Consider the following 13,292-nt stretch of genomic DNA (forward strand, 5'->3'; position numbering starts at 1 on the left):
GGCGGCCGGTCACCATGGCGTGGCCGGCCGCCGTGAGGCGTTTCGGGACGGAAGCGGACTAGGCCAGGACGGCCAGCCGTGAGGTGCGCCGGCCGAACAGCGCCCGGTCAATGGAGAGCCGGCCGGGGCCGGCCAGTGCCAGCGCGAAGGCTGCCGCGGCCAGGAGCAGTACCAGTTCGTAGCCTCCGTTCGCCGCGAAGACACCTGCGGGAGCGTGGACCAGGAAGAGTGCACCGAGCATATCGAGGACCAGGAGGGCGGCCACCACGCGGGTGAGGACACCGAGGATCAGGGCTGCGCCGCCTGCCAGTTCAAGGACGGCGACGGCCGGGGCCATGACGTCCGCAGCGGGGACGCCCATCTTGGCGAAGGAGGCCTGGGTGCCGGCGATGGTCCATTCATTGAACTTCTGCCAGCCGTGGGCCGCGAAGAGGAAACCCAGGATGACACGCAGGACGGCAAGGGCAACTGTGGTCAGTCGTGACTGGTTCATGGATTCCACCCTTCCCCACATATGCTTGAAGAGTCAACAAAATCCGGACGATTGTGGTCTTTGTCATGCTCTCTTCCGGGGTCATTGCGCCCGGTTAAGCTGGCACGGTGCCAATAGATCCCTCATCCGCCGCCACGGCCCCTCCCCGGAGCCATTCCCGGGAGATACTCCGCCTCGCCGTGCCAGCCTTTGGAGCGCTGGTTGCCGAGCCGCTCTTCCTGCTGGCGGATTCGGCCATCGTAGGGCACCTCGGCGTTCCCCAGCTCGCAGGCGTGGGCCTGGCCTCGGCGGTGCTGCAGACCGTCGTCGGTCTTATGGTGTTCCTTGCCTACTCAACCACCCCCGCCGTGGCCCGCGCCGTTGGCCAGGGCCAGGTGGGGAAGGCCTTGGCGGCCGGGCGCGACGGCGCCTGGCTGGCGCTGCTGCTGGGCCTGCTGCTGGCCGTGGCTGGATTCATCGCCGCGGAACCGCTCATCGGCCTGCTCGGCGCCGACGGCAGCGTGCGCAGCTTCGCCATCGACTACTTCCGCTGGTCCATGCCCGGACTCGTGGCCATGCTGCTGGTCTTCGCCGGGACCGGTGTGCTGCGCGGGTTGCAGGACACCAGGACGCCGCTGGTGGTGGCCACCGCCTGGTTCGGCGTGAATATCGTCCTGAATGTGTGGCTGGTGTACGGGCTGGGGTTGTCCGTGGTGGGTTCGGCGATGGGCACCAGCCTGGCGCAATGGGCCATGGCCGCCGTCTACCTGGTGATGGTGCGCAGGTACGCGGTCCGCCAGGGCGTCCCCCTGGTGCCCAGCTGGCGGGGCATCCGGAGCATGGCGCGCGTCGGGTCCTGGCTGATGCTGCGCACCCTCAGCCTGCGTGCGGCGATCCTGGCCACCGTGGTGGTGGTGACGGCGCAGGGTGAGGTCAACCTTGCCGCGCACCAGCTGGCCATGACCATCTTTTCCTTCCTGGCGTTCGCGCTGGATGCCTTGGCCATTGCCGCCCAAGCGCTGATCGGCAAGGAACTGGGCGCCTCCAATGCGGCCAAGGCCCGGGAGTTGACCAGGACCATGGTCCGTTGGGGAGCGGGGTTCGGGGTGGTGACGGGCGTGCTGCTCGCGGCGGTGGCCCCCTGGGTGGGGATCTTGTTCACCCCCGATGCCCGCGTGCAGTCGGTGCTCGCCGTTGCCCTGTGGGTGCTGGCCGCGGGCCAGCCCATCGCCGGATATGTCTTCGTCCTGGACGGGGTGCTGATCGGCGCCGGCGACGCCCGCTACCTGGCGCTGGCCGGCGTGGTGAACCTTGCTGCCTACCTGCCGCTGCTGGCGGCGGTGGCGCTCTCCGGTGGCCCGGGCGCTGCCGGGCTGGGGTGGCTGTGGGCTGCTTTCGCCCTGGGTTATATGGCGGCGCGGGCCGTCACCCTCGGACTGCGCTCCCGTTCAGACCGCTGGATGGTGCTTGGTCCAGCCTGAACACCGGCTGCGGGGCCCGGTTCTACCTTCCAGCTGCCCCCACTAAACTGGACCGGTGACGCAACCATCGACTCCCGCGGGCGAAGTTCCCGGAACCTCACCCCGCCCTGAACTCTGGAAGCCAATCCTGCTCCGTTCCGTGGTGGCGCTGGTGTTCGGCGCCGTAACGGTCTTCTGGACCTCCCCCTCCGTTGAGGTCATGGGCTGGGCGGGAGGACTCTACCTGCTGGCCGCCGGCGTCGTGTCCCAGCAAGCCATCCCGGCCGCCGGGTTTGCCCGGAACTCGGCTCCCGGCAAGCTGCTGTCCGCAGCGGGGTCGGCGCTTGCCGGCGCCGGTGTGGCGGTGATCCTGCTGCACAGCGACCTGCTGTTTGGTGTCATTGCCGCCTTGGGTCTCGGCGTGGCCGGGGTTCTTGAGCTGGCGTGCGGCCTGCGGCATCGGGGGCGGCACGTCCTGGCACGGGACTGGATCGCATCCGGGGCGATCGGGATTGGCACGGCAGTGCTGCTGCCCTTCTTCATCAACCTTGGTGCCCATGCGCTGCTGGGCGTGGCCGGCGGTGGCGCGATTATTTCGGGTGTGCTGTGGGTGCTTTCCGGCCTGACGCTGCGCCACGATGCCCGCGCCGGTGCCGTCAAGCCGTAAACTAGGAAGAGCGCCCTTCTACTAGTTGTAGAAATTTTGGTGCTACACCGCAATTCGTGAAACCAGGCCGGCCGTGTGCCGCCTGCAGGGAGGAACCACAGTGGCTGACCAGCATCCAGGAAAACCGCGCAAGCTGCGGACCTCGGTGAAGGGGCCGCTGATGTTCTCGGCGTTCTGGGCCGTCGTCGCTTTCGTTGCCGTACTGATCTTCGCTTCCGGCGGCAGTGCGCGCGCGCCCCGCTTCGATCTCGCCTTCACCGCAGCCGGCATCGCCTTCATCGTCACCCTGGTGGTGGCCGCCATGTTGTCCATGAGCTACAAGGAAAACGCCGAACACCTCGGCAAGGGATCCGGCGTGAACCTCAGTTCCGCGCCCAAGCCCGGCCATGGTTTCGGTACGCCCACCAGCCAGGACCCCGAGGACGACACGGGCGGCACCCGGCACCAGGGATAGGCACGCTGCGGCGGAACGCCTAACCCGCCGCTGCCTGCCTGGCACGGTAGGCGGCAACGTGTGCACGGTTGGCGCAGTTGCCGGTATCGCAGTACCGCTTGGAGCGGTTCCGGCTCAGGTCCAGGACGGCAGCATCGCAGTCCTCCGATTCGCATGTCCGCAGGCGGTCCATTTCCTTGCTGCGGATCACATCCGCCAGGGCCATGGCCGCCTCGGTGCTCATCCTGTCCGCCAGCGGGGCCTCGGGAGCCGTGGCATGCAGGTGCCAGTCCCAACCGTCGTGCTTCATCAGCTGCGGGAGGGCGTTGGCGTCCCGCAACAGCCGGTTGACGGTGTCCACGGCGGCGTCCTCGCCCGCTGTCCACACCCCTGCCAGTAAGCCCCGCAACTGCCGGACGCTCTGCAATTCCGCGGCGTCCCGTGTCCTCGCCCCGGAAAAGCCCTCGGCCGCCAGGAAGCTGTCCAGGTCCCTGACCGAGGCCAACCCTTCCCTGCCATTCGCGGCCGTATTGATGAGGTTCACCACCGTGCGGAGGGCCACCTCCGTGTCAGGGGCGAAAACCATGTTGACTCCTTACAGTGCGGAAGCGTACTGTCATGACCATTACCCCACTTTACTCCTGACAGGAGGCGACGGTGCCTGCCGCCACGAACCACACTCACCCCCAAGCGCCCTTCAGGCGGCCCGGCTTCCTCGCCTCCGGGCTTGGCATTGCGCTTTTTTCCTCCGCTGTCTTCGGCCTGTCCGGGTCCTTTGCCAAAGCGCTCCTCGAAACCGGCTGGTCCCCCGGGGCGGCCGTCACCGCCCGGCTGACGGGCGCCGCGCTGATCCTCGCCCTGCCGGCAGTCTCCGCGCTGAAGGGCCGCTGGCACCAGTTGCGGGACAACTGGCTCACCATTGGGCTGTTCGGGCTGATCGGGGTTGCGGCCTGCCAGCTGTTCTACTTCAACGCCGTGGCCCGGCTGTCCGTCGGGGTTGCGCTGCTGCTCGAATACCTTGCCCCGGTGATCATCGTCCTATGGCTCTGGGCCGCAAGCCGGCGGCGCCCCCGGGTGCTGACCTCCGTCGGGACGCTGCTCTCCCTGGCCGGGCTGATACTGGTCCTTGACCTCACCGGCGCCGTCAAGGTTGATCTGGCAGGCGTCCTGTGGGGCATGGCGGCCGCCGTCTGCCTGGCCATCTACTTCTTCATCACCGCAAAGGAAAACGACACCCTGCCGCCCATCGTCCTGGCCTCGGGCGGACTCCTGGTGGGTGCAGCCGTCATGTGGCTGGCGGGTGCCACGGGCGTGCTCCCCATGGCATTCAGCACGGCGGACACCCGCCTGGGCCCCTGGACCATGCCATGGTGGGGGCCGCTGGCGGGTTTGGTGGTGCTGGCCACTGTCCTGGCCTACACCTCAGGCATCATGGCGGCCCGGGCCCTGGGCTCCAAGGTGGCATCTTTCGTGTCGCTGACCGAGGTGCTGTTCGCCGTCGTCTGGGCGTGGCTGCTGCTGGGCGAGCTCCCGGGCGCCATCCAGCTGCTGGGCGGCGTGCTGATCGTCGGCGGCGTCATCCTGGTGCGGCTCGACGAGCTCCGCGCCGCGGCCGCGGCCGGGGAAGCGCCCGGAGCTCCCATGCCGGCGTCGGCCCTGGAGCACGCGAACGACGTCGAACCCGTGCCGTAGCCGCTGCCGCCCAGGGGAACCCATGCCTTAAAGGACAACGGCCCGGGCACCTTGCGGTACCCGGGCCGTCCGGGCGGCACATCGTGCCGCCCAAGGCATTAGCCGTTCGAGGCCTGGCTCTGCTGCTCAGCATTGCGCTTGGCCTTGCTGCCGGCCTCTTTCAAGGCCTCGGCAACCTTGGTCAGCAGCGTGGAGTGCTGGCCATCCCATTCGCTCTTGAACTTGTCCGCGTCCGGGCCCTTCCAGTCGGTCCCGTGCAGAAGTTTGGTAAGTGTGGATTTCTGCGTCTCGATCTCGGACGCCCCTGCCTGAAGCTTGCTGCCGAGCTGGCGAAGCTGCTCAACGTCTGCACCCCAAATAGCCATCAGTTTCTCCTTGTTAGAACGTGGATCCGAACCTGGTCGGCATCCCCAGCGGCCCCCCGGCTCATCCGGAAGATCCATTGCCTAAAACCTACCCCGGTCCGCAAAACGGTGTCGATGGGCAGCCCTGCCCATGCAGGCCTCCCCATGGCGCCGTGGCTGGATCCGGTAAAAAAGGGGTCGATCCCAGGCGTTCGAAGAGCCTAGCATGGCGGTATGTGCCGGAATATCCGAACCCTTCACAACTTTGAACCGCACGCCACGTCGGAGGAAGTCCATGCTGCCGCATTGCAGTATGTCCGCAAGATCAGCGGCAGCACCAAACCGTCCAAGGTCAACCAGGAAGCCTTTGACGATGCGGTGCACGAGATTGCGCACATCACGCAGCACCTGCTCGACGCCCTGGTGACGCAGGCGCCGCCGAAGGACCGTGAGGCCGAAGCGGCCAAGGCCAGGGCGCGCGCGTCCGTGCGGTACGGTACCGCCTGAGGTTCACTGCCCCGGTTTTCCGAAGCTGCGCAACCGCAGCGAGTTGGCAACCACCAGGACGGAGCTGGCGGCCATCGCGGCTCCGGCAACCATAGGGTTGAGCAGGCCGAAGGCCGCCACCGGGATGCCCACCGCGTTGTAGAAGAATGCCCAGAACAGGTTGGCCTTGATGGTGGCCAGGGTCTTCCGGGACAGCTCGATGGCCTGCGCCACTTGGGCCAGGTCGCTGCCCATGACGGTCAGGTCGGCGGCCTCGATGGCAACGTCGGTTCCGGACCCCATGGCAATCCCCAGATCCGCCTGCGCCAGGGCGGCGGCGTCATTTACGCCGTCGCCGGCCATGGCCACCGTGGCACCGCCGGCCTGGAGTTTGCGCACCGCTTCGACCTTTCCTTCGGGCAGGACGCCGGCGTGGACATCGTCCGCGGCGATGCCGACGGCGGCGGCCACCCGGGCGGCGACCGCGGCATTGTCCCCGGTCAGCAGGATGGGCCGCAGGCCCAGCGCCTTCAACCGGGCGACGGCGGCCGCGGAACCTTCCTTGACGGTGTCCCGGAGGCTGATGATTCCGGCCGGCATGCCGTCCACCGCGACGCAAACAGCCGTGGCACCGCTTTCCTCGGCGGCCATCAGGTTTACCTGCTGGGCGGGGTCCAGGATGATGCCGTTCTGCTCCAGCCAGCCGCTGCGCCCCGCCAACACAAACCTGCCCTGCACGGTTCCGGATACCCCGCCGCCCGGGGCGGAACTGAACCCTTGCACCGGCGGCAGGCCGTCGTCGTCCGTTGTGCCTGCAGGATCCAGGGCGGAAGCCGCGGCCGCAACGGCCCGGCCCACCGGGTGCTCGGAGGCGGCCTCGACGGCGCCGGCGAGCCGGAGGATTCCACCCCGGGTGAACCCGGGGAATGCCAGCACGGCGTCTACGGCCAAGGCGCCGGTGGTGACCGTGCCGGTCTTGTCCAGCAGGATGGTGTCCACGGTGCGGGTATCCTCCAGGACCTGCGGGCCCTTGATCAACAGGCCCAGCTGCGCTCCGCGGCCGCTGCCCGCCAGCAGGCCGACCGGGGTGGCCAGGCCCAGGGCGCACGGGCAGGCAATCACCAGCACGGCGACGGCCGCCGTGAAGGCCTGTCGAAGGTGGCCGCCGTCCGCGTCCGGGCCGGCGAGCAGGAGCCACAACACGAACGTGAGGGCGGCAATGGCCAGGACCGCCGGAACGAAGACGGCGCTGATGCGGTCCGCGAGGCGGGCAATAGGTGCCTTGCCGGTCTGGGCCTGGGATACCAGGCGGGCCATCTGGGCCAGGGTGGTCTGAGACCCCACCCGGGTTGCCCGGACCAGCAGACGCCCGGAAGTGTTGATGGTGGCGCCGGTTACGCGGCTGTCCGGGGCCACCTCCACGGGAACGGACTCGCCCGTGACCAGCGACGTGTCCACGGCGGAATCGCCCTCGATGACCACACCGTCGGTGGCGATCTTCTCGCCCGGGCGGACCACCAGGACGTCGCCCACCTGCAGGTGGTCCGCGGGGATCTGCTGTTCGCGTCCGCCGCGCAGGACCGTGGCGTCCTTGGCGCCCAGGTTCAGCAGGGCCTGGAGCGCGTCGCCGGCCTTGTGCTTGGCGTTGGCCTCCAAGTAGCGGCCGAGGAGCAGGAAGGTGGTGACCACGGACGCCACCTCGAAGTACAGGCCGCCGGACATGGCCTCCATGCCCGGGTGCTCCGTCATGCCGGGGTCGGCCACCAGCTGCCAGGCCGAGAAAAGGTAGGCGGCGGCGACGCCGAGCGACACCAGGGTGTCCATGGTGGATGCCAGATGCCTGGCGTTGACTGCGGCCGCGCGGTGGAAGGGCCACGCCGCCCAGGTAACCACGGGAAGCGACAGCAGGGCCGCCGCCCAGCCCCAGTTGGGGAACTGGAACGCCGGGACCATGCTCACCAGGAAGACCGGAACGGTCAGGACGGCGGCGAGGATGAGGCGGGGGCGAAGCTGTGCGGCGGCGTGTTCGACGCTGGGTTCCGCCGTGCGCGGCACGCGGACGCTCGCTGTGTACCCTGCGGCGTTGACCGTGTCCACCAGCTGCTCGTCGGTGATGCCGTCCGGGGCCGTCACGTAGGCCTGCTCCAGCGGGAGGTTGACCGTGGCTGCGACGCCGTCGAGCTTGCCGAGTTTCTTTTCCACCCGGTTGACGCAGGAGGCGCACGTCATCCCCTGGATGTCCAGTTCCACCACGCGGGTGCCCGGCGGGTGCAGCAGTTCTTGGTGGCTCATGTCCGCTTTCCGGTATGGGAGGGGTTTTTCAGGCCTCGTTGGCGACCATCAGGTAGCCGGCCTCAGCCACGGCCTCCCCGAGGTCCTGGGGCGAGAGGCCGCCGCTGGACGTGATGGTCACGGTGGAGATGCCGCCGGCGTTGAGGTCCACCTTCACGGCTTGGACCCCGTCCAGGGCTTCGATTTCTTCGCTGACCGCGGATACGCAGTGGCCGCAGGTCATGCCCGAGACACTGATGGTGGTGATGGCGGGGGAGGTGGTGCTCATGGCGTGCTCCTTCTTTCTGGCCGGCGGTAGCCGGGGTGGGGTTCTGTGGTCAGCGAAGCAGGCGGCCGATGGCGTCGGCGGCTTCCTTCACCTTGGCGTCGATCGCCTCGGCGCGCGCGGCGGGGTCCGGTTCCGAGGCAGCGCCCACCACGCAATGGCCGATGTGTTCCTCGACCAGGCCCAGGCTGACGGCATGCAGGGCCTTGGTGACGGCGGAAACCTGGGTCAGGATGTCGATGCAGTACTTGTCTTCATCCACCATGCGGGCGATGCCCCGGACCTGGCCTTCGATGCGCTTCAGGCGCCGAAGGTAGGCCTCCTTGTTCCCCGTGTACCCGTGCTGGGGCGTTTCATCGCCTGCCGGGCGGGCAGTATCCACCGCCGCGGCAGCTTCTTCGGTAGGGTTCACGTACCCAAAACTATACCCCGTGGGGGTATCTGGCAAGTACCCCGTGGGGGTATTACTCCCCGAAGGGATTCCTGCGTGGCCGGCTGCTGAAAGGGCACAAAAAAGCTCCGGAGTGCGTTATTGGGGGATACGCACTCCGGAGCAGCATTTGGGCAGTTTCCCGCTTTCCACTTCCGCGGAACCGGCCTGCTTGAATCAGCTTACTGGCTGGTAGGGCACCGCGCCAGCTACGCGAATAACTACTTTCGCTTTACTTTAGGCGGTCACCCGGCGGGCTGTTTGCCTTTGGAATCCGCGGGTCACGGTACGTCCTCATGGGCTGGCATCCGATAGGGGACCACCAGGACGGGGCGGCTCTGGTGATGGCTGAGCCACGTGCCCGCCGAGCCGCTGAGGGCCTCCGAAAGGCGGTGCGAAAAGCCGCGCTCGGAGGTTCCCACGATGATCATCGGGGCGTCCAGTTCGGCGGCGAGCTGCCCCAGGGCGCGGGCCGGATCCCCGGCAAGCGTGCGGAGCGACCACTCCGGCGCGCCGCCGCCGGACGCCGCTTTGTCCACGGCAGCACGGATCAGGGCCTTCAGTTCGGTTGCAACGCCGCGGATGTCGCTGTCGTCGTCCGGGTGCAGGGAGAGGCGGTGGGCGGATCGGGCAGGGTCCCACTCGACCAGGTAGCTGGCCTCATCCACGTAAGCGCATACCAGGGGCGCGGCCAGTCGGGCTGAAAGGTTGGCGGCGGTCTGGAGGACCTCGGGGTGCTGTCCGGGCGTAACGCCCACCAGCAGCGGTGCACCGTCAGCGTATTCCCACGTCATGCTGCCCATTGTCCGCCCGCGGGGTCCGGCGTCAACAGGTACCTTCGGCCTGTCGCATGGAGCCGTTCGCCCTGCGCTGTTGCCGGTTTCGGCGCTAGGCCGCTGCCGGGTAGGCAGTGACCACAATATTCTTGCCCCACGGATCTTCCGTGTAGCAACTGATCAGGACCAGCCGGTTGGGCACCATGTCCCAGACCGGGCTGTCCTTCAGGGTGGACTTCACGTAGGTGGTGACACTGTCCACCTTGTAGGTGATGGTGCCGGCAGCGGTTTCCACCTCAAAGCGGTCGCCCACGGCCGCCGTTGAACTGAGGTGGTTGAAGGGGGCGTCCGCGCCCTCCCAGCTGTGGCCGATCACGTAGGTGGTGTTGCCGGAGCCTTTGCCCGGGACTCCGAACGGTGTCAGCCAGTAGCCGTCCTTGGTGGCAGGCGGCTCGATGGTCCGGCTGGACTGGGCGGCGCCATCGAGGTCCAGGGGATGGATGGCCACATCGAAGTCAGCGGAGGGGTAGCGGATGTGGACGGGTTGCGCCGCAGCCGGAAGCTGGGGTCCTGCCGGGGCCGCCGAGCCCGGGATTGCGGCCGGTGACGCCTGGACAGGGGCGGACGTGGCATCCGGCGTGCCTGTTGACGCCATCGGGGCGGCCGCACTGCCGGACGGAACGGCGCCTGGCGTCATGGGGACCGTGACCGCGGAGCCGGTGTGGGACGCCGCGTGTCCTTGGGGGAACAACGGACTGCCAAAGGTGAACGACAGGAAGGCCACCACGCCGCAGGAGAGGATGGCCAGGTCGCCCCGGTTCACGCGCCGCCACGGCCGCCTGGCCCGGGCAGCATGCCGGCTCCGTTCCTGTGGCATGGCACTCCTCCTGCGTTGTTCGGTGGTGGAAGGAAGGCGTCCTGCCGGGCACTGGCAGGACGCCTTCCTTGTCGCGGGGCCGCTGCGAGCGGCCTGTCCCGGCTAGCCGGCGCTGTTCACGGAGCGGGACCGGCGGCGTACTGCCACCGCAGCTCCTGCGGCCGCCAGTGCCCCCACGCCGGCAAGCCATGCCGGGCCGCCGTCCCGGGCGTCAACCGCCGTCTGGGCGTTGAAGCCCTGGTTGGTTCCCACGCTGACTGGGGCTGCCACCGGAGCGGCCTGGGCTGCGGCCTGCGGGGACGCGGCAACCTGCTGGGCGGCAGCGGGCTGGGCCGGCGCGGCCGCAGCGACGACCGGGGCCGGCGGGTTGACCACCGGAGCCGCGGCCGGCGGCTGCACCACGGGCTGAGCGACGACGACGGGCGGATCGACGGCCGGCGGTGTGACCACGGGGGGATCGACGACGACCGGCGGTGTCACCACCGGTGGGGTCACCGCCGGGGGATCGACGACGACCGGCGGTGTCACGACCGGCGGTGTCACGACTGGCGGGGTCACCACGGGAGGATCGACGACGACGGGAGGATCGATGACCTCGCCCGGGGGCAGCGGCGCGCAATTGGCGACGTAGAGGATCTTTCCTGCGTTGGTCCAGTTCTTTCCCTGTGGAAGTTTGGGCGTTGGCGGGATGATGTCTTGTGCATGCTGGTCGTGACCGCCAATCCCGTTGACGTTGAACGACAACGGCGTCAGGCCGCCGCTTCCCTGATGGCAGACCACCACCTGGTCGGAGGCCGCCATGGCGGGTGCTGTGACGCTGAGCAGGCCCAGCCCCATCACCCCCAGTGTGGCTAAGGTGCGTTTCATGTTTTCTCCCCATATATATGTGTGAAACGGACCATGGTGGGGAAAGGCAGCGGTGGCGCCAATGGCCCCAGCAGCACGGTCAGCTTGCGTGAGTTTTCAGGCTAGGGGCGCCCCCGAAGGCAGTCGCGAGTAGCGGCTACTCGTCTTTTCTGCGGCCGGGGCGGCCAGGTTACTTGCGGGTACCCTAAAAGCCGCACGGCCCACCTGCTTCCGCTGCAAAGCCTTGTCCGCCACCTGCGCCCCGCCTAACGTTTTAAGTGACGCAGGGAGGTGAACATGGAAATCTTCATGTGGTGGCTGGACCTGGACCTTGCAAGCAAAGAGTGGCTCCGGGAAAACCTCTATGCGGAGGAGTTGCCGCTTCCGGTACTCCAGGGCATTGCGGAGGCCGGCGGACCCCACCCCGGTAATCCGGCGGCCGTCCTTAACGCCGCCGACTGGGACTTTATCCAGACCCAATCGGAGTTCGTGGACTGAACGCCTGCGGGACCTTGGAAACCATTGCGCGCTGATCCCTCGGGTGGTTGCATGGTGCGCATGGCAACGGCGCAAACATTCCTCCTGGCGATCGGCACTAAAAAGGGACTCTGGCTGGCCACAAGCCAGGACCGGCAGGAGTGGTCTTTCACCGGGCCCCATTTCCTGATGGCAGAAATCCCCAGCATCGGGATCGACACCAGGGAGGGCCGCACCAGGATCATGGTGGGAGTCAGCAGCCCGCACTGGGGTCCCACGGTGGCGCACTCCGATGACCTCGGCGCCACCTGGACCGAGCCGGAGCACGGGGCCATCAGGTTCCCGGAGGACACGGGCGCGGCCTTGGAGCGCGTCTGGCAGATCTATCCGGACGCGGAGTCACGCCCCGGTGTGGTGTGGGCAGGAGCCGAACCCATCTCGGTGTGGAAGTCCACGGACGGCGGCGAGCACTTCGAGCTGAACCGGGGTTTGTGGGACCACCCCCACCGCAGCGAATGGGGAGCCGGCTATGGCGGGGCGGCGGCGCACTCGATCGTGGTCCACCCCGGAGGGGACACCGTCCACGTGGCCATGAGCACCGGCGGCGTTTACCGCTCGCTCGACGGTGGCACGTCGTGGGAAGCGCGCAACAAGGGAATCTCCGCGTACTTCATGCCGGATCCCAACCCCGAGTTTGGCCAGTGCGTGCACAAGATCGCGGCGGACGCGGTGGTGGACGGGCGCCTCTACGCGCAAAACCATCACGGGGTCTACCGGACGGACAACAATGCCGAGAGCTGGGACTCCATCGCCGAGGGCCTGCCGGCCGATTTCGGCTTCGTCATGCTGGCCCACCCGCGCAGGGCGGGGACGGCATGGGTGGTTCCGCTGAAGGCCGACGGCGAACGCATCCCGCCCGGGGGCCAGCTCGCCGTGCACCGGACGGACGATGCCGGGAACACCTGGACGAGGCTCGATGCCGGCCTGCCGGACAAGGAATACAACAGCGTGCTCCGGGACGCGGCGTCGGTGGACACCGCCGAGCCGGCAGGGGTGTACTTCGGCACCCGGGGAGGGACCGTTTACGCGAGTGCGGATGAGGGCGGAACGTTCACGGAAGTGGCCACCCACCTGCCGGACGTCCTGTGCGTGCGGGCGGCAGTGGTGGCCGGTGCCTGACATTTCGTTGGTGCTTCCCAGCGTCCTGCAGCCCTTGGCCGGCGGGCAGTCCGTGCTGACTGCACCCGCCGACGGGCCGGTGACGGTGGGAAAACTCCTTGACTCGGTGGCCGCCGACTACGCCATCCTGGGCCGGCGGCTCCGCGACGAAACCGGCGCGCTGCGGCGGTTCGTCAACATCTACGTGGGTGGCGACGAGGTGCGGCGGCAGCAGGGCCTGGACACTGAAGTCGCGCCGGGCCAGGAGGTCCTGGTGATCCAGTCGGTGGCGGGCGGCTGAACGGCAGTGCCCGGTCGGCCTGGCGGCGGGCAGTCCTGACTGACTGCGCCCGCCGCCAAACGTCCGGTGCCTAGGCCACGCGCCACACGCTGCATTCGTCCGTATTGATGGCTTTCCGGACCCCCGTGATCCGGTCCAGGATCCAGACCACGCCGATCCCGGGGGCGGTTTCCTGGACGCTGCCGCGGCGGATCACCACGTCGTCGTAGGAGGGCCCCACCGAGAGGCGGGCTTCGATTTCGTCACCGCGGTGGAGCTGGTCCAGTGCGCGGACTCTGGTTACATGCGTGGTCGCCTTCTTCAACATCGCGGGGCC

18 protein-coding genes are annotated in these 13,292 nt (G+C 68.3%); 8 read left to right on the forward strand and 10 right to left on the reverse strand.

The features are described from left to right. Window positions 1-58 precede the first annotated feature (58 nt). Window positions 59-493 carry a DoxX family protein gene (locus tag QRM96_RS07040; protein WP_018762874.1) on the reverse strand — a complete coding sequence of 145 codons (435 nt, stop codon included), beginning with the start codon at window positions 491-493 and terminating at the stop codon, window positions 59-61. A 179-nt stretch (window positions 494-672) separates the two neighbouring features. Here QRM96_RS07040 and QRM96_RS07045 point away from each other — a divergent pair, with 179 nt between their 5' ends. The 3 genes from QRM96_RS07045 (at window position 673) to QRM96_RS07055 (ending at window position 3,053) form a co-directional block, all read left to right on the forward strand. After that, on the forward strand, window positions 673-1,953 hold the full coding sequence (locus QRM96_RS07045) for an MATE family efflux transporter (protein WP_285318977.1): 1,281 nt from the start codon (window positions 673-675) through the stop codon (window positions 1,951-1,953). A 55-nt stretch (window positions 1,954-2,008) separates the two neighbouring features. Continuing rightward, entirely contained in the window at window positions 2,009-2,599 is a 591-nt protein-coding gene (locus QRM96_RS07050) for a hypothetical protein (protein WP_285318979.1), read from the forward strand. Between the two features lie 100 nt (window positions 2,600-2,699). Next, complete coding sequence (locus QRM96_RS07055) at window positions 2,700-3,053, forward strand: hypothetical protein (protein ID WP_018762877.1); 354 nt, start codon at window positions 2,700-2,702, stop codon at window positions 3,051-3,053. Between the two features lie 19 nt (window positions 3,054-3,072). Here QRM96_RS07055 and QRM96_RS07060 read toward each other — a convergent pair whose 3' ends face one another. Then, window positions 3,073-3,618, reverse strand: coding sequence for a CGNR zinc finger domain-containing protein (locus QRM96_RS07060; RefSeq protein WP_285318981.1), 546 nt, complete (start codon window positions 3,616-3,618; stop codon window positions 3,073-3,075). Between the two features lie 71 nt (window positions 3,619-3,689). On the opposite strand from QRM96_RS07060, the gene QRM96_RS07065 reads away from it, so the two are divergent. Next, on the forward strand, window positions 3,690-4,724 hold the full coding sequence (locus tag QRM96_RS07065) for an EamA family transporter (RefSeq protein WP_109044816.1): 1,035 nt from the start codon (window positions 3,690-3,692) through the stop codon (window positions 4,722-4,724). Between the two features lie 98 nt (window positions 4,725-4,822). Here the strand turns inward: QRM96_RS07065 and QRM96_RS07070 are convergent, their stop codons facing one another. Continuing rightward, the gene (locus tag QRM96_RS07070; RefSeq protein ID WP_018762880.1) at window positions 4,823-5,089 is read right to left on the reverse strand and encodes a WXG100 family type VII secretion target; all 267 of its coding nucleotides are present in this window, start codon (window positions 5,087-5,089) and stop codon (window positions 4,823-4,825) included. A gap of 213 nt (window positions 5,090-5,302) precedes the next feature. Here QRM96_RS07070 and QRM96_RS07075 point away from each other — a divergent pair, with 213 nt between their 5' ends. Beyond that, window positions 5,303-5,575, forward strand: a complete 273-nt coding sequence (locus QRM96_RS07075; RefSeq protein WP_018762881.1) for a DUF2277 domain-containing protein — start codon at window positions 5,303-5,305, stop codon at window positions 5,573-5,575. A gap of 3 nt (window positions 5,576-5,578) precedes the next feature. Here QRM96_RS07075 and QRM96_RS07080 read toward each other — a convergent pair whose 3' ends face one another. From QRM96_RS07080 to QRM96_RS07105, 6 genes are all read right to left on the reverse strand, one after another. Then, window positions 5,579-7,846, reverse strand: coding sequence for a heavy metal translocating P-type ATPase (locus tag QRM96_RS07080; protein ID WP_285318983.1), 2,268 nt, complete (start codon window positions 7,844-7,846; stop codon window positions 5,579-5,581). A 28-nt stretch (window positions 7,847-7,874) separates the two neighbouring features. Next, a complete protein-coding gene (locus QRM96_RS07085) occupies window positions 7,875-8,114 on the reverse strand; it encodes a heavy-metal-associated domain-containing protein (RefSeq protein ID WP_018762883.1) in 240 nt (79 codons plus the stop codon). 49 nt (window positions 8,115-8,163) lie between these two features. Then, window positions 8,164-8,493, reverse strand: a complete 330-nt coding sequence (locus QRM96_RS07090) for a metal-sensitive transcriptional regulator (RefSeq protein WP_285319069.1) — start codon at window positions 8,491-8,493, stop codon at window positions 8,164-8,166. 329 nt (window positions 8,494-8,822) lie between these two features. Continuing rightward, a complete protein-coding gene (locus tag QRM96_RS07095) occupies window positions 8,823-9,335 on the reverse strand; it encodes a universal stress protein (RefSeq protein WP_026264907.1) in 513 nt (170 codons plus the stop codon). 94 nt (window positions 9,336-9,429) lie between these two features. Further along, the gene (locus QRM96_RS07100) at window positions 9,430-10,194 is read right to left on the reverse strand and encodes a class F sortase (protein ID WP_285318984.1); all 765 of its coding nucleotides are present in this window, start codon (window positions 10,192-10,194) and stop codon (window positions 9,430-9,432) included. Between the two features lie 102 nt (window positions 10,195-10,296). Beyond that, a complete protein-coding gene (locus QRM96_RS07105; protein WP_285318985.1) occupies window positions 10,297-11,061 on the reverse strand; it encodes a hypothetical protein in 765 nt (254 codons plus the stop codon). Window positions 11,062-11,337: 276 nt separating this feature from the next. On the opposite strand from QRM96_RS07105, the gene QRM96_RS07110 reads away from it, so the two are divergent. From QRM96_RS07110 to QRM96_RS07120, 3 genes are read left to right on the forward strand one after another with little or no spacing between them, the layout of a single operon-like run. Further along, window positions 11,338-11,538 (forward strand): hypothetical protein, encoded by a 201-nt coding sequence (locus QRM96_RS07110; RefSeq protein WP_018762888.1) that lies wholly within the window; start codon window positions 11,338-11,340, stop codon window positions 11,536-11,538. A gap of 51 nt (window positions 11,539-11,589) precedes the next feature. Continuing rightward, on the forward strand, window positions 11,590-12,696 hold the full coding sequence (locus tag QRM96_RS07115) for a WD40/YVTN/BNR-like repeat-containing protein (protein ID WP_285318986.1): 1,107 nt from the start codon (window positions 11,590-11,592) through the stop codon (window positions 12,694-12,696). Next, window positions 12,689-12,976 (forward strand): MoaD/ThiS family protein, encoded by a 288-nt coding sequence (locus tag QRM96_RS07120; RefSeq protein WP_026264908.1) that lies wholly within the window; start codon window positions 12,689-12,691, stop codon window positions 12,974-12,976. Before QRM96_RS07115 ends, QRM96_RS07120 begins: the two co-directional genes overlap by 8 nt. A 70-nt stretch (window positions 12,977-13,046) precedes the next feature. Here QRM96_RS07120 and QRM96_RS07125 read toward each other — a convergent pair whose 3' ends face one another. Further along, window positions 13,047-13,283 (reverse strand): hypothetical protein, encoded by a 237-nt coding sequence (locus QRM96_RS07125; protein WP_018762891.1) that lies wholly within the window; start codon window positions 13,281-13,283, stop codon window positions 13,047-13,049. Window positions 13,284-13,292: the final 9 nt, after the last annotated feature.

The organism is Pseudarthrobacter sp. lyk4-40-TYG-27 (genome assembly GCF_030209295.1).
Classification (GTDB): Bacteria; Actinomycetota; Actinomycetes; order Actinomycetales; family Micrococcaceae; genus Arthrobacter.

Excerpts from the sequence above, each read along its gene's own strand:
- QRM96_RS07040 (WP_018762874.1), bottom strand. The coding sequence starts at position 493 with ATGAACCAGTCACGACTGACCACAGTTGCCCTTGCCGTCCTGCGTGTC.
- QRM96_RS07060 (WP_285318981.1), bottom strand. The coding sequence starts at position 3,618 with ATGGTTTTCGCCCCTGACACGGAGGTGGCCCTCCGCACGGTGGTGAAC.
- QRM96_RS07070 (WP_018762880.1), bottom strand. The coding sequence starts at position 5,089 with ATGGCTATTTGGGGTGCAGACGTTGAGCAGCTTCGCCAGCTCGGCAGC.
- QRM96_RS07075 (WP_018762881.1), top strand. The coding sequence starts at position 5,303 with ATGTGCCGGAATATCCGAACCCTTCACAACTTTGAACCGCACGCCACG.
- QRM96_RS07080 (WP_285318983.1), bottom strand. The coding sequence starts at position 7,846 with ATGAGCCACCAAGAACTGCTGCACCCGCCGGGCACCCGCGTGGTGGAA.
- QRM96_RS07085 (WP_018762883.1), bottom strand. The coding sequence starts at position 8,114 with ATGAGCACCACCTCCCCCGCCATCACCACCATCAGTGTCTCGGGCATG.
- QRM96_RS07095 (WP_026264907.1), bottom strand. The coding sequence starts at position 9,335 with ATGACGTGGGAATACGCTGACGGTGCACCGCTGCTGGTGGGCGTTACG.
- QRM96_RS07100 (WP_285318984.1), bottom strand. The coding sequence starts at position 10,194 with ATGCCACAGGAACGGAGCCGGCATGCTGCCCGGGCCAGGCGGCCGTGG.
- QRM96_RS07105 (WP_285318985.1), bottom strand. The coding sequence starts at position 11,061 with ATGAAACGCACCTTAGCCACACTGGGGGTGATGGGGCTGGGCCTGCTC.
- QRM96_RS07110 (WP_018762888.1), top strand. The coding sequence starts at position 11,338 with ATGGAAATCTTCATGTGGTGGCTGGACCTGGACCTTGCAAGCAAAGAG.
- QRM96_RS07115 (WP_285318986.1), top strand. The coding sequence starts at position 11,590 with ATGGTGCGCATGGCAACGGCGCAAACATTCCTCCTGGCGATCGGCACT.
- QRM96_RS07125 (WP_018762891.1), bottom strand. The coding sequence starts at position 13,283 with ATGTTGAAGAAGGCGACCACGCATGTAACCAGAGTCCGCGCACTGGAC.